The 26,171-nt window shown below is 57.9% G+C and carries 21 protein-coding genes and 2 tRNA genes; 17 read left to right on the top strand and 6 right to left on the bottom strand.

Translation table 11 applies throughout. From position 1 onward, the window contains the following. The first annotated feature begins 62 nt into the window (after positions 1-62). Genes ABG996_RS07200 through ABG996_RS07210 form a run of 3 tightly spaced genes read left to right on the top strand, consistent with a single transcriptional unit; the run spans position 63 to position 2,005 of the window. Positions 63-863 carry a ParA family protein gene (locus ABG996_RS07200; protein ID WP_347479266.1) on the top strand — a complete coding sequence of 267 codons (801 nt, stop codon included), beginning with the start codon at positions 63-65 and terminating at the stop codon, positions 861-863. Beyond that, entirely contained in the window at positions 856-1,761 is a 906-nt protein-coding gene (locus ABG996_RS07205) for a ParB/RepB/Spo0J family partition protein (protein WP_347479264.1), read from the top strand. The genes ABG996_RS07200 and ABG996_RS07205 overlap by 8 nt, the downstream gene beginning before the upstream one ends. Further along, on the top strand, positions 1,751-2,005 hold the full coding sequence (locus ABG996_RS07210) for a hypothetical protein (RefSeq protein ID WP_149926478.1): 255 nt from the start codon (positions 1,751-1,753) through the stop codon (positions 2,003-2,005). Before ABG996_RS07205 ends, ABG996_RS07210 begins: the two co-directional genes overlap by 11 nt. A gap of 199 nt (positions 2,006-2,204) precedes the next feature. On the opposite strand, the gene rlmN is transcribed toward ABG996_RS07210, so the two are convergent. Beyond that, positions 2,205-3,257, bottom strand: a complete 1,053-nt coding sequence (gene rlmN / locus ABG996_RS07215; RefSeq protein WP_055287295.1) for a dual-specificity RNA methyltransferase RlmN — start codon at positions 3,255-3,257, stop codon at positions 2,205-2,207. A gap of 85 nt (positions 3,258-3,342) precedes the next feature. Between rlmN and ABG996_RS07220 the strand changes: the two genes are divergently transcribed. Both ABG996_RS07220 and ABG996_RS07225 read left to right on the top strand, forming a co-directional pair. Next, the gene (locus tag ABG996_RS07220; RefSeq protein ID WP_035136496.1) at positions 3,343-4,308 is read left to right on the top strand and encodes a D-alanine--D-alanine ligase family protein; all 966 of its coding nucleotides are present in this window, start codon (positions 3,343-3,345) and stop codon (positions 4,306-4,308) included. Beyond that, a complete protein-coding gene (locus tag ABG996_RS07225; RefSeq protein WP_347479263.1) occupies positions 4,302-7,196 on the top strand; it encodes a helicase C-terminal domain-containing protein in 2,895 nt (964 codons plus the stop codon). Before ABG996_RS07220 ends, ABG996_RS07225 begins: the two co-directional genes overlap by 7 nt. Here the strand turns inward: ABG996_RS07225 and ABG996_RS07230 are convergent. Further along, the gene (locus tag ABG996_RS07230) at positions 7,193-8,110 is read right to left on the bottom strand and encodes a helix-turn-helix transcriptional regulator (protein ID WP_347479261.1); all 918 of its coding nucleotides are present in this window, start codon (positions 8,108-8,110) and stop codon (positions 7,193-7,195) included. The genes ABG996_RS07225 and ABG996_RS07230 overlap by 4 nt on opposite strands. Then, complete coding sequence (locus ABG996_RS07235; RefSeq protein ID WP_347479259.1) at positions 8,097-9,119, bottom strand: helix-turn-helix transcriptional regulator; 1,023 nt, start codon at positions 9,117-9,119, stop codon at positions 8,097-8,099. Before ABG996_RS07235 ends, ABG996_RS07230 begins: the two co-directional genes overlap by 14 nt. A 198-nt stretch (positions 9,120-9,317) precedes the next feature. Here ABG996_RS07235 and ABG996_RS07240 point away from each other — a divergent pair, with 198 nt between their 5' ends. After that, complete coding sequence (locus tag ABG996_RS07240; protein WP_347479257.1) at positions 9,318-12,515, top strand: hypothetical protein; 3,198 nt, start codon at positions 9,318-9,320, stop codon at positions 12,513-12,515. 21 nt (positions 12,516-12,536) lie between these two features. Continuing rightward, on the top strand, positions 12,537-12,755 hold the full coding sequence (locus ABG996_RS07245) for a hypothetical protein (RefSeq protein ID WP_022094153.1): 219 nt from the start codon (positions 12,537-12,539) through the stop codon (positions 12,753-12,755). Between the two features lie 66 nt (positions 12,756-12,821). Here ABG996_RS07245 and ABG996_RS07250 read toward each other — a convergent pair whose 3' ends face one another. Beyond that, positions 12,822-14,678 carry an MSCRAMM family protein gene (locus tag ABG996_RS07250; protein ID WP_347500975.1) on the bottom strand — a complete coding sequence of 619 codons (1,857 nt, stop codon included), beginning with the start codon at positions 14,676-14,678 and terminating at the stop codon, positions 12,822-12,824. Positions 14,679-14,708: 30 nt separating this feature from the next. Beyond that, a complete protein-coding gene (locus ABG996_RS07255; protein WP_347500976.1) occupies positions 14,709-16,253 on the bottom strand; it encodes an MSCRAMM family protein in 1,545 nt (514 codons plus the stop codon). A 297-nt stretch (positions 16,254-16,550) separates the two neighbouring features. Between ABG996_RS07255 and ABG996_RS07260 the strand changes: the two genes are divergently transcribed. From ABG996_RS07260 to ABG996_RS07305, 10 genes are all read left to right on the top strand, one after another. After that, positions 16,551-16,625, top strand: a tRNA-Gly gene (locus tag ABG996_RS07260). Positions 16,626-17,051: 426 nt separating this feature from the next. Continuing rightward, complete coding sequence (purB, locus tag ABG996_RS07265; RefSeq protein WP_055251306.1) at positions 17,052-18,398, top strand: adenylosuccinate lyase; 1,347 nt, start codon at positions 17,052-17,054, stop codon at positions 18,396-18,398. 128 nt (positions 18,399-18,526) lie between these two features. Then, the gene (locus tag ABG996_RS07270) at positions 18,527-18,790 is read left to right on the top strand and encodes a TIGR03905 family TSCPD domain-containing protein (protein WP_117848466.1); all 264 of its coding nucleotides are present in this window, start codon (positions 18,527-18,529) and stop codon (positions 18,788-18,790) included. After that, on the top strand, positions 18,790-20,001 hold the full coding sequence (locus tag ABG996_RS07275; protein ID WP_138374268.1) for a twin-arginine translocation signal domain-containing protein: 1,212 nt from the start codon (positions 18,790-18,792) through the stop codon (positions 19,999-20,001). The genes ABG996_RS07270 and ABG996_RS07275 overlap by 1 nt, the downstream gene beginning before the upstream one ends. A gap of 153 nt (positions 20,002-20,154) precedes the next feature. Further along, the gene (locus ABG996_RS07280; RefSeq protein WP_006236208.1) at positions 20,155-20,877 is read left to right on the top strand and encodes a response regulator transcription factor; all 723 of its coding nucleotides are present in this window, start codon (positions 20,155-20,157) and stop codon (positions 20,875-20,877) included. A gap of 11 nt (positions 20,878-20,888) precedes the next feature. Next, a complete protein-coding gene (locus ABG996_RS07285) occupies positions 20,889-22,454 on the top strand; it encodes a sensor histidine kinase (protein ID WP_040360026.1) in 1,566 nt (521 codons plus the stop codon). Between the two features lie 118 nt (positions 22,455-22,572). Beyond that, a complete protein-coding gene (locus tag ABG996_RS07290) occupies positions 22,573-23,451 on the top strand; it encodes a phosphoribosylaminoimidazolesuccinocarboxamide synthase (protein WP_035136481.1) in 879 nt (292 codons plus the stop codon). After that, positions 23,452-24,027 carry an ABC-2 transporter permease gene (locus tag ABG996_RS07295; RefSeq protein WP_022093792.1) on the top strand — a complete coding sequence of 192 codons (576 nt, stop codon included), beginning with the start codon at positions 23,452-23,454 and terminating at the stop codon, positions 24,025-24,027. Positions 24,028-24,116: 89 nt separating this feature from the next. Next, positions 24,117-25,397, top strand: a complete 1,281-nt coding sequence (locus tag ABG996_RS07300) for an aminopeptidase (protein ID WP_161115617.1) — start codon at positions 24,117-24,119, stop codon at positions 25,395-25,397. A gap of 28 nt (positions 25,398-25,425) precedes the next feature. Further along, positions 25,426-25,501, top strand: a tRNA-Lys gene (locus ABG996_RS07305). Between the two features lie 436 nt (positions 25,502-25,937). Here the strand turns inward: ABG996_RS07305 and ABG996_RS07310 are convergent. Further along, positions 25,938-26,171 (bottom strand): hypothetical protein (locus ABG996_RS07310; RefSeq protein ID WP_347479251.1); only part of this gene is annotated, 234 nt, incomplete at its 5' end.

Below are 26,171 nucleotides of genomic sequence, written 5' to 3' on the forward strand. Positions count from 1 at the left end.
TTCGGAATGTTTCACGTGAAACATCCTCCGTTTGACAGCTTTAATACACACCAGGAGGGACCGTGGGATTTCGCGACGTTAAGCGTTCTAAGAGCGCAAAAGACACGCGTATCATTGCAATCATCAATCAAAAAGGCGGCGTCGGTAAGTCAACGACGGCTGTAAACCTTGCAGCAGCACTGGGTGAGCAGGGTCGTAAGACACTGATTGTCGATTTTGATCCGCAGGGAAACAGCACCAGTGGATTCGGAATTGAAAAAGAAGACCTTGATCACTGCATCTATGATGCATTGTTGAATGATGTGCCGGCAGAATCGCTTGTTCTTGATACAAATTGCAAAAAGGTATTCGTAGTTCCGGCTACAATTCAGCTTGCAGGCGCGGAAATTGAACTCGTAAGCGCAATTGCTCGTGAAACCCGTCTCAAAGATTTGCTTGAGCCGATTCAGGACGAGTTCGATTTTATTTTCATTGACTGCCCTCCTTCGCTCGGCCTGCTTACTATCAACGCTTTGACCGCAGCAGACAGCGTTTTGATTCCGATCCAGTGCGAGTATTACGCACTCGAGGGCGTTACGAAGCTGCTTGAGTCAATGAAGATGGTCAAATCTCGTCTGAACAAGGGCTTAGACACCTACGGTGTGCTTATGACCATGTATGACTCGCGTACTTCTCTATCGAATCAGGTTGTTGAGGAGGTTCAATCGTACTTTGGTGATAAGGCATTTAAGACGTTGATTCCCCGTACGGTTAAAATCTCCGAAGCTCCGTCTTTTGGGGAACCGGTAATTACCTATGCACCTCAAAATAAGGGTGCAAAAGCATATATGAACCTTGCAAAAGAGGTGATCAAGCGTGCCTAGTGTAAAGAAACGTGGCGGATTGGGACGTGGACTCAATGCTTTGGTCTCAGAGGCCGAGTATGAGACCGGTGGTTCGGCTGCATCGGCTTCGAATGCCGCATCTGAAACAAAACTACCTATTGAGGATATCGTTCCCAACCCTAATCAGCCGCGAATTCACTTTAACGAAACTGAACTTCGTGAGTTGAGCGAATCAATCCAAGAACATGGCGTCTTGCAGCCGCTTTTGGTTCGCAAGCATGGAAACGGCTATGAGATCATCGCTGGTGAGCGTCGTTACCAAGCGTCAAAGCTTGCTGGTCTTGAGGAGCTTCCTGTCATCATTAAAAATGTTAATGATGAAGAGATGCTGGCTCTTGCTCTGATCGAAAACCTTCAGCGTTCTGATCTGAATCCCGTCGAAGAGGCTAAGGGCTATCGCCAGCTTATCGATGCCAGCGGTATGACCCAGGAGGCATTGTCGAAGGCAGTCAGCAAGTCACGCTCTGCAATTACAAACTCGCTGCGCCTTCTCGATCTCCCTGAAGTTGTTCAGCAGATGATTTTTGAGGGCAAACTTACTGCTGGTCATGCACGTGCGATTCTTGCAGTTCCCTATGAGGACGCTCGAATTCGACTTGCAGAGAAGGTTGTCGCAGAGGGCCTTTCCGTAAGAGCGACAGAAAATCTTGCTCCGTTGTTTTCTGCCGGAGAGACACCTAAGACGCCGAGGCCTGCAACGCCTCAGTCTTTTAAAAAGGCTGCCCGCGTGCTTCGTCAGGTTTTTAATACCAACGTGCGTGTTAAGAGCTCGCGTGGAAAGAATAAGATTGAGATTGAGTTTAAAGACGAGGAAGAGCTCTCTCGTATTCTTGGCGAAATGATTCAGTTTGATCAAGGAGGCCAAGATGAGGAATAGGATTTTAACTGCGATTGCATTGGCGACGACTGTCGCGGCTGGTGCCTTTGCTGGCTATAAGATCGCGACAGACGATGAACTTCGAGGTCGTTTGCTTCGTAGTGCGCAAGATATAGTCGATACATCCAAGAAGAAAATGGATGTTATGACAGAAGATGTTGCCATGCGTACGGCTCAGGTAACGAAGAATCCCAAGATTAATCAAGGTTGGGTTAGTAACCAATGGGAAAATGTAGGCTATTAGGTACCTAACAATTACTTAGCATATTTTGAGGGGTCCTTGTCTGATTCACGAGGCAGGGACCCCTTATTTTGGCCGTAAAAAATGGGACAGGTAGCACCTGATTCAAAATTAAGGTCAATAAATAAAACGGCCCCGGTTGCATCTCCTGTAACCGGGGCCGTTCGATGTTTCACATGAAACGTTTTGGGGTGCGACTCCCCTATGCGTTCTTCTGAACTTTGAAGCGCTGCTTCAGCTGTCCGCAAGCGGCGTCAATATCGTTACCACGGGAGTTACGAATCGTGGTCTCGATGCCACGGGACTCAAGACGACGCTGAAGATCCTCAACCTTATGAATCGGCGACGGCTTGAGCGGGCTACCCTCGATGTCGTTAAGCTGAATGAGGTTAACGTGGCACAGCGTTCCCTCGCAGAAGTCGCAGAGCGCCTGCATTTCGGGATTCGTATCGTTGACGCCTTCGATCATGGCGTACTCATAGGTCGGGCGGCGGCCGGTCTTCTCGGTGTAGAGCTGAAGCGCTTCGTGAAGGCGAAGCAGCGTGTACTTCTTAACACCGGGCATGAGCTTATTGCGCGTCGACTGGATGGCGGAATGCAGGGAAACGGCAAGCGTGAACTGCTCGGGGATGTCGGCAAATTTGCGAATACCGGGAATAACGCCGCTGGTAGAGACGGTGAGGTGACGAGCGCCGATACCGATGCCATCGGGGTCGTTGAGGATTCGCAGCGCCTTGAGAACCTCGTCGTAGTTGGCAAACGGCTCGCCCTGGCCCATGAAGACAACGCTCGTGGCGCGCTCGCCAAAGTCGTTGGATACATGAAGTACCTGGTCGACGATCTCTTGAGCGGTCAGAGAGCGCTTGAGGCCGTTGAGACCGGTAGCGCAAAAGGCACAGCCCATGCCACAGCCTGCCTGGGTGGAAACGCAGACGGAAAGCTTGTTACGACGGGGCATGCCGACGGTCTCGACGGAAACGCCGTCGTGGTACTCGAGCAGATACTTGCGAGAGCCATCTTTGGAAACCTGCTTGGTGAGTTCAGTCGGCGTGTCAAAGGCAAAAGCCTCTTTAAGCTGCTCGCGGAAAGCCTTGGGAAGGTTGGTCATATCGTCAAACGAACAAACGTTCTTCTCAAAGACCCATTCGATGAGCTGCTTCGCGCGGAAGGCGGGCTGGCCAAGCTCGGCCACGAGCTCGCGAATATCGTTTTGGCTCAAGTCGCGAATGTCCTGAGATTTAGTCCTGGGATTCATGGAAGCCTTTCGATTTTGGGGAAACGTAGAGGGTATCGCTACAATATGGTATCAGCTGCAGAAATTATAGAGGAGGAGTCTGCCCATGCCGGGTAAAAGCCTAGAGAACATGCACGTAGCGGTCTTGGCGGGCGGTCATTCCGCTGAGCGCGAGATCTCGCTCAATTCGGGAAAGAACGTCGTGGTTGCCTTGAAGGAGGCCGGCTACACTTCGGTGGAGCTGCTCGACACGGCTGCCGATGATTTTATGGTAACCATGGCGACCGGCGGCTTTGACGTGGCGTTTATCGCCATGCACGGTGCCGGCGGCGAGGATGGCGCCATGCAAGGCGCCATGGAGACCCTGGGTATCCCCTACACGGCTTCGGGCGTGCTTGCCAGCGCCTGCGGTGCCGACAAGGAGGTCTCTAAGCTCCTGTACGCCAAGGCGGGCATTCCCATTGCCCCCGGCCTTGCGCTCGAGGTGGGCGATGAAGTCGATATCGATCATATCGTCGAGGTTTGTGGCGAGCGCTGCTTTGTGAAGCCGGCCGTCAACGGTTCCAGCTATGGCATTTCCCTGGTCCATGAGCCCTCCGAGCTGCCCGCGGCAATCGCCAAGGCGTTTGAGTACGGCGACAAAGTGCTGGTCGAGAAGTGCATCGAGGGTACCGAGATCACCGTCGGCGTATACGGCGAAGATGACGTGCGCGCTCTGCCGATTGTCGAGATTCGTAAGCCCGAGGACTGCGAGTTCTACGATCTGGACGTGAAATATGTCGACCCTACGGACATTCATCGCATTCCGGCGCAGATTTCACCCGAGAATTACGCTCGCGCTCAGGAGCTTGCCTGCGCCGCTCACAAGGCCCTCGGTTGCCTGGGTATCTCGCGCAGCGATTTTATCGTGAGCGAGGACGGCCCCGTTATCCTCGAGACCAATACCATTCCCGGCATGACCGATACGTCGCTGTATCCGGATGAGATTCGCCACACCGACGACATGACGTTCCCGCAGGTCTGTGACAGCCTGATCCGTATGGGCCTTCGTCGAGCGGGCATTGCATGCTAATCGAGGACGCGGTTTCGTCAGGAACGCCGCAGTTTGTCATCGACTCCTATGCCACGCTTGCCGAACGCGCCAAAACGCAGTCCTTCGGCCTTATCGAGGAAGATGTGATTGTCCTCGATACCGAGACCACAGGTCTTTCGGTGCAGGACAACGAGCTGATCGAGATCTCGGCGGCCCGTCTTTCGGGCCGTGAGATCGTCGACCGTTTCGATACCTTCGTGCATCCCAAGCAGCTGATTCCCGCCGAGATTACCGAGCTCACGAGCATTACAAATGCCGATGTGGCAGATGCCCCGTCGGCCGTTGAGGCCGTCGCCGCTCTCGCCGATTTTGTCGGTGGTTGCCCGGTGATCGCACATAACGCCACGTTCGACCGCTCGTTTATCGAGTCGGTCAAAGGCGGCGTCAACGTGAGCGATATTTGGATCGATTCGCTGGCGCTGTCGCGAATCGCGCTTCCGCGCCTGGCCTCGCACAAGCTGTCTTTTATGGCCGATCTGTTTGGCTGTGACTCGGTATCACACCGTGCCAATGCCGACGTCGACGCCCTGTGTGGCGTATGGCGCGTGTTGCTCGTGGCGCTCACCGACTTGCCCCAGGGCCTCATGGCGCGCCTAGCCGACATGCATCCGGATGTGCCTTGGTCCTATCGTCCTATCTTCTCATTCTTGGCAGGGCAGAACCCTGGTTCTATCTTCTCTCTCAGCGCCGCTCGTGCTGACGTTCTCAAGGCCGATCGCGCCGACGATCGGGTGGACGCCGACGAACTGCCGGTCCTCAAGATGCCGAGTCGTGAGGAGATTGAGGCAGACTATGCGCCAGGTGGCCTGGTCAATCGCATGTATCCCACCTACGAGCCGCGTGATGAGCAGATCGCGATGGCGCTCGAGGTCCGCGATGCGCTGGTCACGGGCACTCATCGTGTAATTGAGGCGGGCACGGGCGTCGGCAAATCGATGGCCTATCTGGTGCCTTTTGCCGAGGCAGCACGCCGTAACAACATCACGGTTGGTATTGCGACCAAATCGAACAATCTTGCCGACCAGCTCATGTACCATGAGCTGCCAAAACTTGCCGAGCAACTGGACGGTGGCCTGTCATTTTGCGCTCTCAAGGGCTATGACCACTATCCGTGCCTGCGCAAGCTTGAGCGCATGAGCCGCGGCCAGGTCGAGATTACCACCAAGCGCGATCCGGCGGACACGCTCACGGCGGTCGCGGTCATTATGGCGTACGTCTGCCAATCAGCCGATGGCGACCTCGACTCGCTCGGCATTCGGTGGCGCAGCGTCAACCGCCCCGACTTTACGACGGCCTCGCGCGAGTGTGCTCGTCGCCTCTGCCCGTTTTTCCCTGATAAATGTTTGGTCCACGGCGCTCGCCGTCGTGCAGCGCATGCCGACGTGGTGGTCACCAACCATTCCCTGCTGTTCCGCAATGTCGCGGCCGAGGGCAGGATTTTACCTCCGATTCGTCATTGGGTAATCGACGAGGCCCATTCTATCGAGCGCGAGGCGCGCCGTCAGTGGGCGCGCGTGGTGTCGGCGGACGAATCACGCGTTCTGTTTGAGCGCCTGGGTGGCTCGAGCACCGGTGCGCTAAGCCAGGTTTCCCGTGATTTGGCAACCTCCGAGGGCTCTACGCTCTATCTGGGCCTTACTGCCAAGGCGACGTCGACGGTTGCGCGCGCGAGCATGGCAATCGCCGACGTGTTCGATGGCGTTCGCGAGCTCGGCCGCCGTGCCCGTGGGGGTTATGACAATGCCAATCTATGGATTGGCCCCGAGCTGCGCGAATCTGACGACTGGCATGATTTCTTACAGTCGGCCTACGCTGCCATCGATGCATTGGAACAAGCTGACAAGAGCGTTGACGCGCTGGTGCAGGCCGTCGCCGCCGGCAAGCCCGAGGTTGTTGTCGACCTGGGCGATACCTCGCGCCGCCTGCACGAGCTGGTCGAGAACCTCAAACTCATCATCGACGGCACCGATGAACACTACGTGTATTCGCTGCAGGTCAATCGCAGGTTGCGTGCCGGCGGAGAGTCAATGACCGCAGAGCGCATCGACATTGGCGAGGCCTTGGCAACCGAGTGGCTGCCCGAGGTTCACACGGCTATCTTTGCCTCGGCGACCATGACGGTGTCCAAAAGCTTTGAACACTTTAACCACGCGGTCGGCCTCGATCGCATCGGTGCTTCAACATCCTCATCGCTGCACTTGGACTCGAGCTACGACTTCGATTCGAACATGGCTGTAGTCGTTGCGGGCGATATACCCGATCCGCGCGATCGTGAGAGCTATCTTACGGCGCTCGAGCGCGTGCTGGTCGACGCCCATCTTGCCATGGGCGGATCGGTGCTCACGCTGTTCACCAATCGGCGCGACATGGAAGACCTGTACACCCGCGTTGAGCCCAAGATGGCCCGTGCGGGTCTGGAACTCAACTGCCAGCAGCGCAACTCATCTCCTCGTCGCCTGCGCGACCGGTTTATCAACGAGCCGACCTCGTCGCTTTTTGCTCTTAAGGCCTTCTGGGAGGGATTCGACGCCAGCGGCGAGACGCTGCGCTGCGTCATCATTCCCAAGCTGCCGTTCTCGAGTCCCACGGACCCGCTCTCGTGCGAGCGCAACCTGCGCGAAGACCGCGCTTGGGCGCGCTATTCGCTGCCCGAGGCGGTGCTCGAGGTCAAGCAGGCGGCCGGCCGCCTTATCCGCTCGTCGACCGATTGCGGCGTGCTGATTCTGGCCGACCCGCGCCTGGTGACGAAGGGCTACGGAAAGAAGTTCTTAACGTCGCTGCCCACGAGCTCCTACCAGCGCATCGAATCGGCGCAGATCGGGCACTATCTGCAGCTGTGGCGTGCACGCCACGAGCGGCGACGCTAAAGCGGACAGACGAGGGTTTTTGCCATATCGCACAGACGCTTTGACAGGGCGGGGTCATCCAAGATGCGGATGGCTCCGCCCGCTGCGATTATCTGGCTCAGCAGCCAACGCTCGGAGCCGTAATGCACGGTTACCGTTGCCGTGTCTGCCCCGCTGCGCTCGATTAGGGTGATGCCGGCCCAGTCCAGATGCTCCGCCATATCGAATGGCATCAGGAGCTTTGCGCTGCGCTGCGTCCGGGCAAGGGAGTCGTGGAGGGATGCGACGTCCGGTGCGTGAGGCACGACGGAGTCTTCCGTCAAGGCGAGTCCCTCGATTTTATCCATGCGATAGGTGCGCTGCTCATCGACCGCGATGTCCCAGGCAATCAGGTATGTTTGGTCGCCGTTTGCCGTAATGCGCAAGGGGTCGACCAGACGCTCGCGTGGCCGTGCATCGTCCATCGAGCGATACGAGATGCGGCAGCGAACGCCGTCCTGAATGGCGCAGCTCAGCTGCTGCCAGTGCGACCCGTGGTTGACGGTGTCAAAGACGCGCTGGTTATAGCCAAGCTCTTCGGGTAGAAGGGCATGTCGAATCCGAGCTGCCGTCTGCGGCTCGATCCCCAACGATTCAAGTTCATGGTTGAGCACAGCGCCCTCGGCGGCACTCAGGCGCAGCGGTAGCACACGACCGGCGTCACCGGTGAGGACCACACGCTCGCCGCGGCATTCGCAGATGATGCGCGCGCCCGATTCTCGGTCCGCGAGCGTCGAGACGATCTCGAGAATCTCGTCGAGCGATACCCCCGTGATGTCAAAGCGACTGCAAATCTCGGTTCGTGTCATGCCGCTCTCGCCGGCGGCGTAGAGGGCTTCCATGATGTCGATGGCGCGCGAGAGTCTCTGCTCGCTGGTGAGTTTACGCACGGGCATACTCGTGCACCGTCCTTTCGATGAGGTGGTTCCACGCCTGCTTGAGCGATTTGGGGGCCATGGGCCTCATGCCGTCCATGGCGTGGGCCATGCAAAATGAGGCGGCGGCTTCAAGATCGCGCACGTCAACGGTCCAGGTCCATCCTGCATCGGTGTGTGCGAGCTCACCTCGCCCACGCGTGAGGCCGTTGATCATATCGATCTGCGTCTGAGGGGCGAACGCGAACGTGGCTGCAACGGGCGGTCGGTCGGCAAAATCGAATTCAAAGAACAGATAGTCGTTGAGATTGAAGTTCGCGGGGATGACGTAGGCCTTCGAAGGACGCCAAGCGCGTACGATACGGTCGCAGCGGAATGTCCTGATGTCGTCGGTGACGTTGTCGAGGCCACAGAAGTACGCCACGCACTCGCGCTCGAACATGCCGTAGACGCAGACGGTACGTTCTTTCTGCTCGCCGCGTCCGTTCTGATATAAAAATCGCAGCGCACAACGCTCGGCAAAGGCGCTCCAAACCGCATCGACGGTGGGAGAGCGGCTGATCGGCGCCTCGTCTACCGTCGTCCTGCCGGTGAGGTAGGCAATCTTGGAGCGAATATCGGCAAGCGGTGCGGCAAAAGTGGATGAGCCGGCCGCTAGTGTCTGGTCGATGGCGTTGAGCAGGATATCGGCGTCGTCTGCGGTAATGAGGCCGCCTGCCGCAAACGTGTGCTCGCGGTCGATTGTCCACGAGCTTTCCTCGGTCTCCTGCGCGCCGGTGGGGCGAACCTCCTTGATTAAGATGCCGCGTTCGAGCAGTTTGTCACGATCGCGTCGAAACTTGCGCTTATCCGAGTCGATATTGCCCGAGCCATATCCCAGGTCAGAATCCAAGACGATCTGCTCGGTCGTCAGCGGTTCGGGGGAGCTATTGAGCACAAAGAAAAGATTGAGGATGCGCTGAGCCGTTTTATCGAAACTGGGCTCCGAATTTCCCTTTTTAATTGTCTCGGTCGTGTCGCTTGCCGTCATAGAGTCCTCGCATGAGAAGGTGGTTTGCTGCCATGATTTTAGTCCGATATGGAGATTAGGCTATATCCTTGTCCGCTCAGGGCGTTAAGATGGCCCGAATTCGGTCGTTTGCGCTCGCTCGGGGTATACTTTCGACTATATACGGTTCTAATGTGCATGCATTGGGCCTATTTGTCGGATTATGGATGTGGAGCGCACATGGCGAACACCCAGAACTATATTAACCACCTGCTGCAGAACACCGGCATTACGCCGGCATGCAGCGAAGAAGAGCGCTTGGCTGCCGAGGATATCGCTCAGATCTTCCGCAACCACGGCTTTGACCCCGAGGTTCAGGAGTTCAATGCCCCGGCGCCCAGTAGGTTGGCATTTGCCGTTACCGGTATTCTTGCGTTTGCCGGCGCCCTGCTGATGGGCATCGGCGGCGGTATCGGCTTGGTCGGCACCTTGCTGGCCATTGTCGGTGCCGTGCTCTACGTGCTCGAGCGCACAGGGCATCCCGTGGTTTCGCGCCTGGGCAAGACGGGCGTGAGCCAAAATGTCATCGCCTACCACAAGGCCTCGGGCCCGCTCGCGTCTCCGCGCAACCGCCCGGTGGTCGTTGTCGCACACTACGACTCTCCCCGTGCTGAGCTGCTCGCCCGCGAGCCCTATGCTTCGTATCGTGCGCTCATTGCCAAGCTGTTGCCCGTTGCCACGGTTGCCCCTGCTGCCGTTGCCATCCTGCGTATCCTGCCGCTCCCCGGCGCGCTCAAGGTTCTGCTGTGGATTGTCGCGATCCTCGCTTCCCTCGTTGCACTTGCCAACGCGGCAAACATCATCTCTAACCGCCACATTCTTCCCTATACGTCCGGCGCGGTGTGCAACAAATCTTCTGTCGCCGCTATGCTCGGCGTTATGGACAACGTTGCTCCCTTCCAGGGTGAAAACGAGTTTCCCGACGATGTTCCGTTCGATACCTATTTTGGGGAGCAAAAGCGCCGTGCCGAGGAAATGGCGCGCGCAGCGGCGGAATATGCCGCGGCCCAGCAGCAAAACGACTACGGCAACACCATCGAGTATGAAGAGCCTACCTGCGCCGAGGACGAGTTCGGTCAGCCGATTGCTCCCGACGCTCAAACCGAGCCCGAACAGGGTGAGGCTTTCGACGAGCAGATCGAGGGCTTTGAGGGTGCGTCTGCCGACGAGACGCTGATCGGCGCCATCGTGCCCGAGGATCAGAATCAGGCTGTCCAGGCCGAAGAGTTCAATGACGAGGTTTCCGCTGCCGAACCGGTGGAGGAGCCTGTCGCGGCCGAGCCCGAGCCCAAGCTCTATCGCAATGCCGCCGGCAACATCCGCTTTGGTTCGGATGCCATCCGTGCGCTCGGAATGCTTCCCGAGTCCTGCACGCTCGATTACGAGGAGGGCGAGGAGCCGACGTTTGAGCCCGAGCCTGCCCCCGTCGTGACTGCACCTGCGCCCGCTGTCACCGTGGATGATGAGTCTGCCGCGGTTGCCGCTGCCGTTGCCGAGCCCGAGGCGGTGTCCGCGATCGATCCCGCGGCAGGACTGGACGTTTTGGCTCCCGCCGCGCCGGCGCAAGACGTTGCGGACGAGTCTGACGACGATTACGTTGAACAGCCGAGGCGCGTGTCTTACGAGAGCGATACTGATTTCTCGGCCGAGATTCCCGCGGCAACGCCCCATGCCGACATTGCATCCGCGTTCTCGTCGATTGGCGCCAGCGCTTCCAACTTCTTTAAGGGTGCGCTTGCAAAGGGCAAGAAATATGTCGACGATTTCGAGGAGAAGCGCGCTGCCGCACGCGAGGCTGCCGAGCAGGAGGCTATCGCTCAGCAGCAGGCAGCCGAGGCGGCACGTGAGCACGCGGCGCAAGAGTTCGAGCAGAACGAGGCTATGCAGTCCGCGCCCGTCGACGCCGCCGAAGCTACAACGTCCTTTGAGTCCCAGCAACCGACGTCCGCGGATGTTGTTGAGGCAACAACGTCTTTCGAGGCTCAGCAGCACGTCGATAGCACCATGTCGTTTGATGCCGCGAAGTTCGATTCCACGATAACGTTTGAAAAGCAGGGCACCGCGATTGCTGAGCCCCTTCCTATTTCCGATGAACAGGGCGACGCGGTGGACGATGACGAGCCCATTGATGCTGCCGAAATTCAGGATGCTGCCGAGGACGAGTCCGTCGAGGCCAACTCTGACGAAGAGCAATACGCGGCAGCCGATCAGGGTGATTCGACCGAGGTCGAGCAGGAGGAAGTGCCTGCGGTTTCCGAGACTCCCGAGACGGATGAGTCGAGGCCTTATTCCACGCAGATTTTCACCATGCCGACCCCGAGTGGTTCCGGTGCCACGGTTGCCAATGTCGCTCCCACCCAGGACGAAACGGTCGATTCCCTTATGGCCCAGATTTCCTCCCAGGCATCGCCGCGTCCGCAGATGAATGTTCCCGATCCGGCGTCGGCACCGTCGCCTGCACCTTCCTCGTCTCCGCTGGCTTCAGTCCCCGATCCGTCGCTGCCGTCTATGAAGCAGGCAAACGTTGCGTCTCGCACGTCGCTGTTCGACCTTCCCGATCCCTCTGCCCAAGTCAACGACCCCTTTGCTACTGCCCAGGGTCCCGAACCCACATCGGCACCCGTTGCGCCTCCTATGCCCGTTGCGTCGGGCGCGCAGCCGATCGAGACCATTTCGGCTCCCGCCCCGGCGGCACCCAAGTCTCGTAAGCGCGGCCTGGGTGGCCTGTTCGGTCGTAAAAAGAAAAACGAGCAGGACAGCATGAGTGACTGGCTGGGCGTCGAAGACGATTACGATGCCAAGAAATCCGGTCGCGGTATCGGTTCGTGGGATAACTTCGAGGACGATAACGATGGCTGGAAGGGCGGCGCTACGTCTTCCGATGGCGCTTCTTCCGAAGATATGCTCTCGGCTGTCGCCTCTATGGGCGATGATGAGCTGCTCGGTCACGATATCTGGTTTGTGGCAACGGGTGCCTCGGATTGTGATGGCGCCGGCATGAAGGCCTTCTTGGCTTCGCATCGCGATAAGCTCCGCGGCGTATTCTTTATCAATCTTGAATCCGTCGGCGCCGGTAGGCTTTCGGTTGTGACGGTCGAGGGCGAACAACAACTGCTCAAGGGCGATCGCCGCATCATGAACCTGGTCAGCAAGGTCTGCAAGTCGTTCCATGTCGATTGTGGCGCGCTCGAGATGCCCTATGCCAAGACCGATGCCTACGCCGCGCTCGAGGCGAGCCGCCGAGCCCTCACCATCGCCGGTGTGGACGGCACACATCTGGCTTGCGCTCGTACCGAGGACGACCTGCCCCACAATGTCAACCCGACGAACATTGCTACGGTATCCGAGGTCGTGACCGAGGTTATCCGCCGTTCGTAGACGGAGCTCTAAGGAGTCAACGTGTTTTCGTATATTAAGCGCCATTGGCCTGTCTACGTGATTTTGACCTTGATTGCCATTGCGTTAGGATTTGGGGCTGCCTACATCGTGGGTGCAAAGGGCTCGACCCCCGCCTCCGCAATCAGCGAAGAGGTGGAGCAAGAACAGAGCACGGGCGCCGATGGGATTCCTGAGTCCGAGCAAGCAATCGTTGATGGTGGATCTTCGTCTGCAGAGTAGATACGGCGATTTACATGATTGAAAGCGGGCGAGCCAGGGGACTGGCTCGCCCGCTTTTTCATCGCGCTAGCGCTTCTTTGGGATCGACCTAAGGCGAGCGAACCATAGGGCTGCGGCACCCGAGGTCAGGAGCGCGGTGATGCAAGCGGCGATGGGAACTGGTCCTGTTGCCGGTAGGTCCTGCGGTAGGGTACAGCGTTGAATGACACAGTCCTCGTCATGTGACTCAAGTTTATCGCCGCCGCCGTTGCGACAAAGATCGACGCGTGCGCTGTTGGTGAGTGCGGTTTGGGGCGTATAAGCCGATGTTGCCTGCATGTGCACGACTGCGCCCCGAGCGTCTGTGCCAAGGATTGCTTTGGCATCGTCAAGGTCGTCGTGCTCATCTTTGAGATCATCGCGGGTCCAAGAATCCGCATCGCTTCGAGTCGTAAAGTCGGCGGCTACCGCACCGTATTCAATTCGAATGGCCGTTACGACGGTATTGGATGCAAGGTCGAGTTCTTTCGCCTCGAGTGTGGTGGATTCCGTGGTCGAGATATCCGCCTTCCAGAGGTGCCAACCGTCGTAATCGACGAGGCGACAGTCCTCACCCAGGCTCTCTTTTACTTCGTCGGACTCAAGCCAAGGATTTTCGTGCCCATCGTCAAGTGTCGCGTTTGCCGGCTCATCGACGTCTGTCGAGTCCAACGGCGTCGTGCGATACCATACGTTGCACAGACCGTTGAGGTCGCCGATGGCGACGGGGGTTTCGATTGAGATGAATCTCGCCGTGCCGTCTTTGGCGCACTCAAGATCATCGGTAATCGTAAACTCATCAACCCAAGTAGCGGAATCGTTTCGAGCATCGATGGTATAGGAGAAAAGCCCATCACTATTGGTTTGCGTCGTGGCGCGGTTTTTACCATCGCCGTTAGCCAACAGGCCTTTTTCGATAGGTTGGACAAGTTCCTGACGCTTGTCGACCTGTCCCTTGATCTCGATGGGCGCATCCTTCATCGCGACGGGTTGGACATCTCCCGTATCCTTTATTTCAAACGTTATCTCCTCGGCAAGGTCATAGGTCCGCGGAGACATCATTTCGCGCAACGAGTAGGTGCCGGGTGCAAGATGTTCGACGCGGTGCGGCTTGTCGGATGAGGTCCAGGAGTCTATTTCGGTTTTATCGGGACCATATAAGGTGAGTTGTGCGCCTTCCACTTCCTGCTCACCGCTTGCATCGACCTTGGAGATATCAACCTTGGTGTAATCGTCGGATACGTTAAGCCGTGCTTCTACGACGGGTGTTTTCTGGTCGGCATAAGCGAGGTCTACGATATGGGGCGTCCGGTCGAGTAAAAAGCCGGTCGGCGCTTGAGTCTCGACGACCTCGTAGCGTGCGGTGCCAGATCCCAGCGGGAGGTCGTCCGCGCGTGTTTCTCCAGTTTCATCCGTCGTGACGGCAGCGACGGTCTCACCGTCGAGCGCGGCAATGCTACCGTCGGGGCGCACGATATCACCCGAGGCACGGATCTCAAAGACGGCGCCCGCGAGGCTGCTGCCGTCTATGGCATCGGTTTTAACGATCCTGATGCTTCCCGTCGCGGCGTGGTCATAATACGAGGCGATTGCAACGGGCGTTAGGTTCATGTCGGCGGGTATGTTTACCTCGATCTCTTTGCCGACAAGATAGGGCTCTTTGGCCGAGGTCTCGCGTGCATAATAGGTGCCCGGCACGAGCGATTCGGGCAGTGTGACGGTCCCGGTCGCGTCAGTCGTAAAGGTGTCCATTACGTTATGTGCTGGATACCAGCAAGTTTGTGAGACAGGTTCGTGATTGCTGTCGAGGAGTTGGAAGGTGAATCCGGCTAGTGGAACAGAAGCGCCTGTTTGGGCATCGCGTTTTACAATCTGGAGATGCGTCGACAGCGCGTGGTTGTCCACGATATATTGAAGCTCGGCGCCGTTGGAAATCTAATTGGCCCCGACGGTCCATTCCCCTGCACGTTTAAAACCCTCGGGGACGGTTTCCGGAACCTCGCGAACCGTGTAGCCGGCACGGTCGTATGGGACGGCTCCGTGGACACCGGCGGGTCGCTTGCCTGTGCCGAACCATGCTTCGGGCTGATCTTTGGTGGAGGCAAAGCCATAGATGTTTGTGGTCAGTGTGCCAACAACCTGCTGAGAGCTGTTGCTGACAACCTCAAAGACAACACCTTCCGCCGGCTGCTCCAGGCCGGATTGGTCGCTATTGCCGTAATCCTTGAATTTGGAAATCTCAAGGTTAAACGCAATGGGGATATCGGAAACGCGAGATTCGATCTCGACCACGCCTGAATCGCCGAGCTGGTCGGCTCCAACGGTATAGGTCCAGCTGTCGTTGGATGGCAGGTAGCCCTCGGGGGCTTTTGATTCGTAGATGGTAAAGGTTCCTAAGGGGACATCGGCGAGGGTGGCCCGACCGCTTTCGTCGGTCGTGAGGATTTGTGCCCATCCAGGGGTTGATTGCGACACACACGTGAACTCTGCTCCTGCGAGTGAAGATCCCACCTGGGGGCCGGCATTCGTCGCGGCATCGAGTTTTACGATACGCAGATTGATGGTGCCGGGCTGTTCATCAATGGCGACCCGCCCGCCGTCATTCCCCGTGGTAAAGGCAATACGATCGTGGCGGGGGACATAGCCGGCCGGCGCCTTCGTTTCAACTAGGTAGTATGCCGTGTTGGGCAGAAGTGTTGCTTGCGCTCGACCGTTGCTGTCCATCTTGATGGTGCCGACACGCGCGCCGCTGGCGCTCTCAAAAATATCGAATGTTGCCCCGGTAAACTGATAGGTATTGTTTCCGCTGGTAATAACGGTGTTAGCAGACTGCTTTTGGAAGGAAACAGAGACCGCCGGCAGTACATAGAGCATGTCTTGACGTTTGCTGCCGCCCGATACGGCCCCTAGATAGCGTCGCGCGCGGTGCGGAGCGGCTTCGATGCTTCCTGATTTTGCGCTGTCGTGGAGCCACCGCGCAGCCGCCACGACTTCATTGTCGGCGGTAAAGTGTCCGCTCTTGGTTTTACCCTGAGCGGTCGTGTAGGAGTAGGTGCCGTCGACATGGGTAGTGCCGTTGAGCATCCATACGGCAAGCTGGGTGGCGGCGCGGGCGCGATCGGGTGAAAGATGGTAACCGCCAAACGACGTGGTGGTGGGATATCCGTGACAAACGATTGCCGCGAACTCGTCGTCGAGCCACACCCAGCCTTGATCAAAGTTGAGCCATGGGCCGCCCGGTTTGGTGGGGCCGGGGCGCTCCTGGTTCATGCAGTAGGCAATCGAGGTGTCTTGAGCTTCATACTTGCCGATGAAGAAGGGCCCACAATCATCGCTAATAGTGCGGAAGCCGAGCTGGTCGTAGCCATCGACGGCAAATGCGGCTCCCGGTGCCAGGCAGCCGAAAAGCAGGAAGAGGAGCAGGAGCAGCGGACCTGTTGCGATTGCGCTGTGGACAGAGTGCGTGGGTGCGTTGGACATGGCTGCTCCTTATCCCTCGTGCGCCGCACGGGGAGGCTGCGACGCGTAGGATGAGGCTACCCCCGAGGTTCATGCGGGTAAGTACCGGAGCCTGACCAAAAGCTTGCCCAATTCCTGACAAATTGAGCTCAAATACAACAATCAAGCAAAAGCGCAGGTAGAAGATAAGGAGAACAGGAGGTCAAAGGTCCTCATCTCCACAATTGACGCGATTTTCAAACGAATCTCCATAGCTAAAACAAGCATCGCCACCCTTGTATCGAACAAGACAACCGCGTTATACTATCCCCCACATATGCGGGCATCGCCAAGTGGTAAGGCATCAGCTTCCCAAGCTGACACTCGCGGGTTCGAGTCCCGTTGCCCGCTCCAGCTAGAAGCACAAGCACGGCACCATTACGGTGCCGTGCTTTTTTCAATAAAGCGCCGGGACTCGAACCCGACAGGGTGCGAGCGTAAAGCAAACGCGAAGCGTTTGTAGCGAGCAGGCGAAGGCGCCGACAGGCGCCTGAAGCCGGTGCGGATTTGCGAAGCAAATACGCGGATGTCCCGTTGCCCGCTCCATGGAGCACAGAAGACCTCGGGACGGCCAATTCAACAAAGTCTTCCCCATCGTCACCGTGAATCCGAGGGGATCGACCGCAGCCGGTGCGGATTTGCGAAGCAAATAACGCGGACGTCCCCATGCTCGCTCCAATTCCAAAATGTTAGGTTAATGCCTGCTGCCCATACTTGCACCTGCGCACGGTACAATGGTTGGGTTACGACCAACGTGCCAATAACCAAAAAGGAGCCGCTATGATCGATCGCTATACCCGCCCGGAGATGGGACACATCTTCTCCCTCGAGAACAAGTACGCCATTTGGCAGGAGATCGAGGTTCTGGCCTGCGAGGCCCAGGCGGAGCTCGGCAAGATCGGTATTTCCAAAGACGAGGCCCAGTGGATCCGCGACCATGCCAACTTTGAGAAGGCGAAGGTCGATGAGATCGAGGAAGTCACGCGCCACGACGTCATTGCCTTCCTGACCAACATGAAGGAATACATCGATGCCGATGTTCCCGAGGGCGACCCCAAGCCCAGCCGCTGGGTTCACTATGGCATGACCAGCTCGGATCTGGGCGACACGGCCCTGTGCTACCAGCTCACCCAGGCCTGCGACCTGATCATCGAGGACGTCAAGAAGCTCGGCGAGATTTGCAAGCGTCGCGCCTTTGAGGAGCGCAACACGCTCTGTGCCGGCCGCACTCATGGCATCCACGCCGAGCCGATGACCTTCGGTATGAAGTTTGGCTCTTGGGCCTGGGAGCTCAAGCGCGATCTTGATCGTCTTGAGGACGCCCGCAAGAATGTTGCCTTCGGTGCTATCTCGGGCGCTGTCGGCACGTACAGCTCCATCGAGCCGTTCGTCGAGGAGTACGTCTGCGAGCACCTGGGCCTGGTCCACGATCCTCTGTCCACGCAGGTCATCAGCCGCGATCACCATGCCTACCTTGCCGGCGTGCTTGCCACTACAGCGGCCACCTGTGAGCGCATCGCTACCGAGGTTCGCAATCTACAGAAGACCGATACGCTCGAGGCCGAGGAGCCGTTCCGTAAGGGCCAAAAGGGCAGCTCAGCCATGCCGCACAAGCGCAACCCCATCACCATGGAGAAAGTCTGCGGTCTGTCGCGCGTCGTGAAGTCCAACGCCCAGGTTGCCTTCGATAACGTCGCCCTGTGGCACGAGCGTGACATTTCGCACTCCTCTGCCGAGCGCGTCGCCCAGGCCGATAGCTTCATCGCCCTCGACCACATGTTCCAGTGCCTCATCCGCGTTATCGACGGCCTGCAGCTGTATCCCGCCCGCATGATGGCCAACCTCAATAAGACCCGCGGCCTCATCTTCTCTTCCAAGGTACTGCTCGCCCTCGTCGACACGGGCATCACCCGCGAGGACGCGTACGCCATTGTGCAGGAGAACGCTATGGCAACCTGGCACGAGGTACAGGATTGTGTCTCCGGCCCCACCTTTAAGGAGCGTCTCGAGGCCGACCCGCGCTGCACCGTCAGTCAGGAGAAGCTCGACGAGATCTTTGATCCGTGGGACTTCCTCACCCGTATCGACACGGTCTTTGATCGTCTGGAGCAGCTGAGCTTCGAGTAGGTTCGGGCATAACGTTAGCTTTTTAGGGCGCTTTGCTGGTAATGTGTGTTGCCGGCAAAGCGCCTCGTTGCATTTAGGGAAAGACGGGGATAATAGTCGTTTCGAATAACATTCTGAGAGGGGATCGCATGATTTCGTTTGATTACAAGCCTCAGGGCGTGTGTGCTCGCAATATTCACCTTGACCTTTCCGATGACGGCAACAAGGTGATGGGCGTTGAGTTTACCGGCGGCTGCGACGGCAATCTCAAGGCTATCTCCAAGCTGGTCGAGGGCGCTCCTGCCGATCGCGTAATCGAGGTTCTCGCCGGTAATACCTGCGGTATGAAAAAGACCTCCTGCGCCGACCAGCTTACACGCGCTATCGAGGCCGCTCGCGCCGAGATTGCCTAATGGGTATCGCCGATCACATCAAGAACGGAATATCGCGTCGCGGCTTCGTGCTCGGTGGGGCTGCCGCGGGCGCTGCCACGGTGCTTGCCGGATGCTCGAAAAAAACGGGCACCAGCGATGATGCCGCCGGCGAGCCGCAGGTTATCAAGGACGATTCCAAAATCATCTCGATTACGGATGAGTACGAGGCAGTCGACATCGATCTTGAGCCGGCGGCGTCATGGACGCTGCCTCTGGGTACGTTGCTGTACTACTGCGATGGCGATTATGCCGCGGCGATGATGGCGCCCGCATCGGCACTGCACGCCAACACACTCGGTGTGCTCAACCTGGGCGATGGCTCGCTTACCACATTAATCGAGGATCCTATCGAGGGCACGGGATATGCATTCTACGATGTCCGTGCCGGCGACAGCGTATTCGCGTGGGTTGAGATGAACTTTGCCAATTCATCGTGGAAGCTCTACGGTCAAAATCTGTCGGGCGCTTCGCTCTCTGGCGACGTGGTTGAGCTCGATCGAGGTGGCAAGGACTATGATCCGCCGCTGTTTACGGCGTTCGGGTCATCAGTCATCTGGTATAAAATGCCCTCGGCAGGCGGCAATAAAACGAGTAGCGATTCGTTTTGCTATCGTCGCTCGCTTGATGAATCCAAGGCCGAGACAATTTGGAAATCGACGGGTCGCTTTGCATCGGCCCCGCGCGCGAGCGACGGCATTTTGACCATCTCGCCGCGTGTCCGCAACGACGAGGGCGTCTACTACGGCATAACGGCAATCGATTTGACCGACGGCAACAACACCAAACGTGCCCAGCTAGTCCTTCCCTCGTCAGTCTCGCCTTTCGAGGCCGTATATATGGGCGATACCTTCGTGTTTTCTATCGAGGCGGCCTATAGTGGCGTGGGCAGCCTGGGCAACATGGGCACGTATATCGGTAATGAGGGAGGGCCGTATCTCTTCCTGTCCCGTGAGCCGCTCGCATGTGCGGCTGGCAAGAAGAATAAATACCTTGTTAAGGTACAGGCGTCGCATTTCCTGATCGACACCTCTGCCAAGACCTATGGCTCGCTGCTGTCGCCCGACCGCGCTTTGGAGTATGGCGATTATCCAGCTACGGCGGGAAAATCGGACTCATTCCTTACGTACGCCACGGTGCGCAACAGCCAGGGTATACCAGAGACAGTCACTGCACGCCTATTCTCTCTTTAAGCTTAGAGGGGTTAAAAAGGCGCCAACAGGGGAATAAACGCGTTGTAATTGTGAGTACCGCCCGCCGAGCTGCCGCGTCATAGCGGCATCTGGCGGGCTCAGGTGCGTTAAAATGGGCTTGTTCTTAGCTAATTGAGACAGGGGGGCCGTGTTATGGCTTCAGATGCAAAAAAGATTCTGCTGGTCGAGGATGAGAAGGCAATCCGTGACGCCGTCGCTGCCTATCTCGAGCGCGAAGGCTACTGGGTTGTGGGCGTCGGCGACGGCCAGTCCGCGATCGAGGAGTTCGAGAAGCATCAGTTCGACCTGGTCGTGCTCGACCTTATGCTCCCCAAGATCCCCGGCGAGCGCGTTTGCCGCACCATTCGCGATACCTCGGATGTCCCCATCATCATGCTGACGGCTAAGGGCGAGATCGAGGACCGCATTATCGGTCTTGAGCTCGGCGCCGACGACTACCTGATTAAGCCGTTCTCGCCGCGCGAGCTCGTCGCCCGCGTTCGCGCTCTGTTCCGCCGTGCCCATCAGGCCGACGAGCCCGCCGTCGAGGTACTCGACTTCGGCGATCTGGTCATCGATATCTCGGGCCACAAGATCTTGGTCGAGGGCAAGGAAGTCGATCTGACGGCTTCCGAGTTCAAGCTGCTCACCACGCTTGCCCGCCATCCCGGCCGTGTGTATAACCGCATGGAGCTGGTCGAGAAAGTGCTCGGGTATGACTTTGAGGGCTATGAGCGCACTATCGATAGCCACGTGAAGAATCTTCGCGCCAAGCTGGGCGATGATCCCAAGAAGCCCAAGTGGCTCTACACCGTCCATGGTGTCGGCTATCGCTTCGAGGCTCCGGCCAAGACCGATAAGTCGGACGAGAAATAGGGAAATCACATATGACACCTGCGCGCTTTGAAATCGGACAAAAGCACAAGCAGGAGAGCGAGGCGGGTTCCAAGGCTAGTTGGAACACGCCTCGCTCCGATTCACGGCCAACGATGAGCTATCCCTCGCGCATGGCACTTGCTTTTGCTCTGACATCGCTCATGACAGTATTGGTGCTGGTGGGCGTTGTCTCTGTTGTGTGGGGCACGGTCTTTTCGGATTACACACGCTCCAATATCGTCGAAATCGCAAATTCCGCTGCCGAGAAGTTGGCAACCTCATATGAGGAAAACGGCTCTTGGACCGCGGGAGAACTGCGCACGGTCGCAACGTCGAGTTTGGTTTCCGACGATCTGGGCATGCAGGTCGTCAATAAAAAGGGCGTGATCGTTTATGACGATTCCTGGCCCTCGGCAAGCGCCACCGCCGATGTACGCGAAAACCAGGCTACGACCGACGACACGAGCGGCAAGAGGGCATCGCATAGCCCGGTCTCGTCTGCTCCAACCGACTCCGATAGCGTTGCTAACGTCGAGATTGTAACGTCTTCCGGCGAGCATGTCGGACAGGTAAAGCTGTGGGCCATCGGCTCCGACGCTCTGCTCACCAAGGCGGACTCTGCGTTTAGGGAGAAGACCTTTAACGCCATGGCCCTCGCCGCGGTTGTTGCAATCTGCATTTCGGTCGTTATCGGATCGCTCGTGTCGCGCATGCTCACCAAGCCGATTCATCGCATCACCAGTACCGCAAAGCAAATCCGTGACGGCGACCTGTCGGCTCGCACGGGACTGCGCGGTGATGACGAGATCGATCAGCTGGGTGAGACCTTCGATGAGATGGCCACTTCGCTCGAGAAGGATATGAAACACGAGAAGCGCCTGACCTCAGACGTTGCACACGAGCTTCGCACGCCGCTTATGGCCATGCTCGCAACGGTCGAGGCCATGCAGGATGGCGTGTATCCCACCGACGATGAGCATTTGGAAACCGTTGCTTCCGAGACGCGTCGCCTGGCTCGTCTGGTGCAGCAGATGCTCGACCTGTCGCGCATGGAAAACAGCACGGCTCCGCTCAACCTTGAGCCGGTGGACATGGTTCCTTTCGTGCGTTCCATCGTTAATGCCCAGGAGCGCCTGTTTGTCGACCGCGATCTGCGCCTGCGTTTTGCGGACGAGACCCAGGGTCACGACGATGTCGTCGAGGCCGATCCCGACATGATCACGCAATGTGTTATCAACCTCATGAGCAACGCCATGCGCTACACCCCCGAGGGCGGTTGGGTCGTGGTGTCGGTGCTCAGTGACCGCAAGCACGTCAGCATTGCCGTTTCTGATACCGGCATCGGTATTGCCAAGGACGATTTGTCGCGCATCTTCGGGCGGTTTTGGCGCGCCGATGCCAGCCGCGCCCGCGAAGCTGGCGGCCTGGGCGTTGGCCTCGCCGTGACCAAGCAGATCGTCGAGCGTCACCATGGCTACATATCCGTGGAGTCGGAGCTTGGAAAGGGTACGACTTTTACAATTCATCTGCCCCGCGAGCACACGGCAGACGCGGCATCTACTACAATGGAGCACTAGCTTTTCGCTATTCGGTGAAGGAGGGGCCGCGTCCCTGCCGCTCCGAGTTTGCGAAAACATGCGGGAAAGAACCCGCATTTCTGTCGTATTTAGGTAAGGAGTGACTCACGTGACAACGATGGAGCGTCGTCCGGATTCCCGTGGCAAGGTTCGTGATATTTACGATGCCGGTGAAAACCTGCTGATGGTCGCCACCGACCGCATTTCTGCGTTCGACTTCATTCTTCCCGACGAGATTCCGTTTAAGGGAGAGGTACTCAATCGCATCTCGGCATTCTGGTTCGATAAGTTTGCCGACATCGTCCCCAACCATCTCGTTTCCATCGACCCGGCGGATTTCCCCGAGGAGTTTGCTGAGTATCGTGACTACCTCGCTGGCCGCGCCATGCTGGTTAAGAAGGCCCAGACGATTCCTATCGAGTGCATCGTCCGCGGCTATCTGACCGGTTCGGGCAAGAAGACCTACGACGAGAACGGCACCGTCTGCGGCATCCAGCTGCCTGAGGGCCTGACCGAGGCTTCCAAGCTTCCTGAGCCGCTGTTCACGCCGTCCACGAAGGCCGAGATCGGTGACCACGACGAGAACATCTCGTTCGAGCGTTGCTGCGAGATCGTGGGCGAGGACATCGCCACGCAGATTCGTGACCTTTCCCTCAAGATCTACAAGGCTGCCGCCGAGTACGCCGCGACCCGTGGCATCATCATTGCCGACACCAAGTTCGAGTTTGGTGTCATCGATGGCAAGGTCACGCTGATCGACGAGTGTCTCACGCCCGACTCCAGCCGTTTCTGGCCTGCTGCCAGCTACGAGGAGGGCAAGATCCAGCCTAGCTACGACAAGCAATTCGTCCGCAATTGGCTCAAGGCCAACTGGGATATGACGGGGGAGACCCCGCACCTGCCCGCCGAGGTCATCGATGGCACGTCCGAGCGCTATCGCGAGGCCTTCCAGATCATCACGGGCTCCCAGTTCACAAGCATGAAGGAGAACGCATAAGTGAGTACCCGTAGCGCCACGAACAAGCGCACGCAATCCCACGAAGTTACCGGGGTTGCGCGCAAGTCTGCCGCATCTGCTAAGCCCGCCCGCCAAGCAGCGAGCTCCGTTCGCGTCGTGCCGGCTTCGTCTAAGGCACGCCGCAAAGAGCTCGAGAAGGGCGAGAACCTCGAGGGCCTCTCTAAAGAGGAGAAGCGCGCCCGCAAGGCTAAGCAGCGCGCCAAGGAGGACCGCATCTATACGGTGTCGAATATCCTCCTCAAGCAGGACGAGGACTACACCAAGCGCCGTCGCATCTGGTGGATTGTGCTCGCCATTGGCATGGTGCTCGTCGTGGCAATTTGGGCCTCGCTGTACTTCGCTCCCGCTGGCATGGTGTCCAGCCCTGTCCAGATGGTCGGCATTGTTTTGTCCTACGTCATCATTTTGGGCGACTTTATCTATGACTTCGCTCGTATTCGTCCCTTGCGCAACATGTACCGCGCGCAGGCCGAGGGCATGTCCGAGAACAAGCTCAACGCTCTTATTGAGCGCGCGGCTGCCGAGGAGGACAAGAAGGACTCCAAGAAGAAGTAGCGTTTGCATACATACTTATCGCTAAGATATAAGGCGCGTCGTTTTTGCGGCGCGCCTTTTTACTGTTCTATAGATAGATGGAGTGGCACATGATTCGAGCTGCCCTGACGGTCGAAGAGGCTCTGGAGGGCATGAAGGCCCTGGAGCCCAAGATTAAAAACTACGCGCGCCTGGTCGTCCGCAAGGGCGTAAACGTCAAGCCCGGCCAGGAGGTCGTCGTTCAGTCTCCGGTCGAGTGCGCGCCGTTTGCGCGCGTGGTGGTCGCGGAGGCCTATGCTGCCGGCGCCGGCCACGTGACGGTCATTTGGGCCGATGATGCCGTGACGAGGCTCACGTACGAGCATGTCGAGAAAAGCTATTTTGAGCAGACACCCGAGTGGAAGCGCATGCAGCTGGATTCCTTGGCCCAGGATGGTGCCTGCTTTGTCTTTATCGAAGGTGCGGATCCTGCGGCCCTCAAGGGCATCGATCCAGCCAAGCCGGCCGCGGCATCAAAGGCGAGGAATACGCAGTGCAAAGTTTTCCGCCGTGGACTGGATTACAACATCAATCCGTGGTGCATCGCCGGCGCTCCGGTCGTGGCTTGGGCGCACGAGGTGTTCCCAGGAGACGCCGATGAGGTTGCAATCTATAAACTGTGGAATGCGATTCTGCACACTGCGCGCGCCGATGGCCAGGACCCGGAGAGCGACTGGGAACTCCATGACGCCGCATTCGAAAAGAACCTGCGTTTCCTGAACGACAATCGTTTCGACTACCTGCATTACACCGCGGCAAATGGAACCGATCTGACGATTGGCATGACGAAGGGTCACGAGTGGGCCGGCGGCAAGGGCAAGACGCCCGATGGACACCCCTTCTTCCCCAACATTCCCACCGAGGAAGTCTTCACCTCGCCCGATCGCATGCGCGCCGACGGTATCGTGTACTCGGCCATGCCGCTCATCCACCACGGCAATAAAGTCGAAGATTTTTGGATTAAGTTCGAGGGCGGCCGCGTGGTGGACTACGACGCCCGCGTGGGCAAGGCAACGCTTGCGAGCATTATTGACACCGATGAAGGTGCCGCTCATCTGGGCGAGGTCGCGCTCATTTCCAAGAACACTCCGATCCGCGAAAGCGGCGTTCTGTTCTATGACACGCTCTATGACGAGAACGCTAGCTGCCATCTCGCGCTAGGTGTCGGTTTCCCCGAATGCATCGAGGGTGGGTACGACATGTCCAAGGAAGAGCTCCTGGAGCATGGCGTTAACGTCTCGAGCACGCACGTCGATTTTATGATCGGCACGGACGACATCGATATTACGGGCATTACGCCTGATGGACGTGAAGTTGTGATTTTCCAGAACGGCCAATGGAGTTGGGAATAGTCCCAGACCGTGGTACAATGCCACCCGCGGGCCGTTAGCTCAGCTGGCAGAGCAGGGGACTTTTAATCCCAAGGTCCAGGGTTCGAACCCCTGACGGCCCACCATGGAATAGAAAGCGATCAACTCCGGTTGGTCGCTTTTTTGTTGCCGGTGCACGGGTTCGAACCCGTCGGGGCGCGGAGCTGAGTAAACGCGTGAGCGTTTGCCAGCGCAGCGCGCAAGGCGCGAAAGCGCCGCAGCGGCCGCCTGCGAAGCAGGCTGAGCCCCTGACGGCCCACCCAAAGATTGTTGAGACGGTCAACTTCGGTTGGCCGTCTTTTTTGTTGCCGGTGCACGGGTTCGAACCCGTATCTATCTATATATAAGAACGCTTGGCGAACAAAACCCGCCTTTTACCGATGGGAAACAAATAGCTGATGCCTTTGGAGTAAAGTAGCGCTCCAGAGATGACCGATGTCTCAATACTCATAAAACAGCTGGTCATCGCCAATATCAGAAGCCAATGCTTCAGTTTTAACCTCAGTGATGCGACTGAGGGACCTATTCATTTGTGAACAAAATATGGAGTGCGCGATTCCCGCCCCCGGCGCCCCTCCGGTCTGGCAATATATCTCCTTGCCGCGCGGCCCGGTCGGACCGGATCAGCCGCAAAGCGTGCACCTTGAGAACCGGATACTGCGAGGATGGACACACCAGTTGTGTCGCATCCGGGCAGACATCGAACCATTTGAAATGGTCTAACTTGGATTTGTTTTTCGCAAGGCCGCCGAGAGG

This window comes from Collinsella aerofaciens (assembly GCF_039836695.1).
GTDB lineage: Bacteria > Actinomycetota > Coriobacteriia > Coriobacteriales > Coriobacteriaceae > Collinsella > Collinsella aerofaciens_BD.

Coding starts and splice junctions, on each gene's coding strand:
- ABG996_RS07210 (WP_149926478.1), top strand. CDS start 1,751: ATGAGGAATAGGATTTTAACTGCGATTGCATTGGCGACGACTGTCGCG.
- rlmN (WP_055287295.1), bottom strand. CDS start 3,257: ATGAATCCCAGGACTAAATCTCAGGACATTCGCGACTTGAGCCAAAAC.
- ABG996_RS07220 (WP_035136496.1), top strand. CDS start 3,343: ATGCCGGGTAAAAGCCTAGAGAACATGCACGTAGCGGTCTTGGCGGGC.
- ABG996_RS07225 (WP_347479263.1), top strand. CDS start 4,302: ATGCTAATCGAGGACGCGGTTTCGTCAGGAACGCCGCAGTTTGTCATC.
- ABG996_RS07230 (WP_347479261.1), bottom strand. CDS start 8,110: ATGCCCGTGCGTAAACTCACCAGCGAGCAGAGACTCTCGCGCGCCATC.
- ABG996_RS07235 (WP_347479259.1), bottom strand. CDS start 9,119: ATGACGGCAAGCGACACGACCGAGACAATTAAAAAGGGAAATTCGGAG.
- ABG996_RS07240 (WP_347479257.1), top strand. CDS start 9,318: ATGGCGAACACCCAGAACTATATTAACCACCTGCTGCAGAACACCGGC.
- ABG996_RS07255 (WP_347500976.1), bottom strand. CDS start 16,253: ATGTCCAACGCACCCACGCACTCTGTCCACAGCGCAATCGCAACAGGT.
- purB (WP_055251306.1), top strand. CDS start 17,052: ATGATCGATCGCTATACCCGCCCGGAGATGGGACACATCTTCTCCCTC.
- ABG996_RS07270 (WP_117848466.1), top strand. CDS start 18,527: ATGATTTCGTTTGATTACAAGCCTCAGGGCGTGTGTGCTCGCAATATT.
- ABG996_RS07275 (WP_138374268.1), top strand. CDS start 18,790: ATGGGTATCGCCGATCACATCAAGAACGGAATATCGCGTCGCGGCTTC.
- ABG996_RS07280 (WP_006236208.1), top strand. CDS start 20,155: ATGGCTTCAGATGCAAAAAAGATTCTGCTGGTCGAGGATGAGAAGGCA.
- ABG996_RS07285 (WP_040360026.1), top strand. CDS start 20,889: ATGACACCTGCGCGCTTTGAAATCGGACAAAAGCACAAGCAGGAGAGC.
- ABG996_RS07290 (WP_035136481.1), top strand. CDS start 22,573: ATGGAGCGTCGTCCGGATTCCCGTGGCAAGGTTCGTGATATTTACGAT.
- ABG996_RS07300 (WP_161115617.1), top strand. CDS start 24,117: ATGATTCGAGCTGCCCTGACGGTCGAAGAGGCTCTGGAGGGCATGAAG.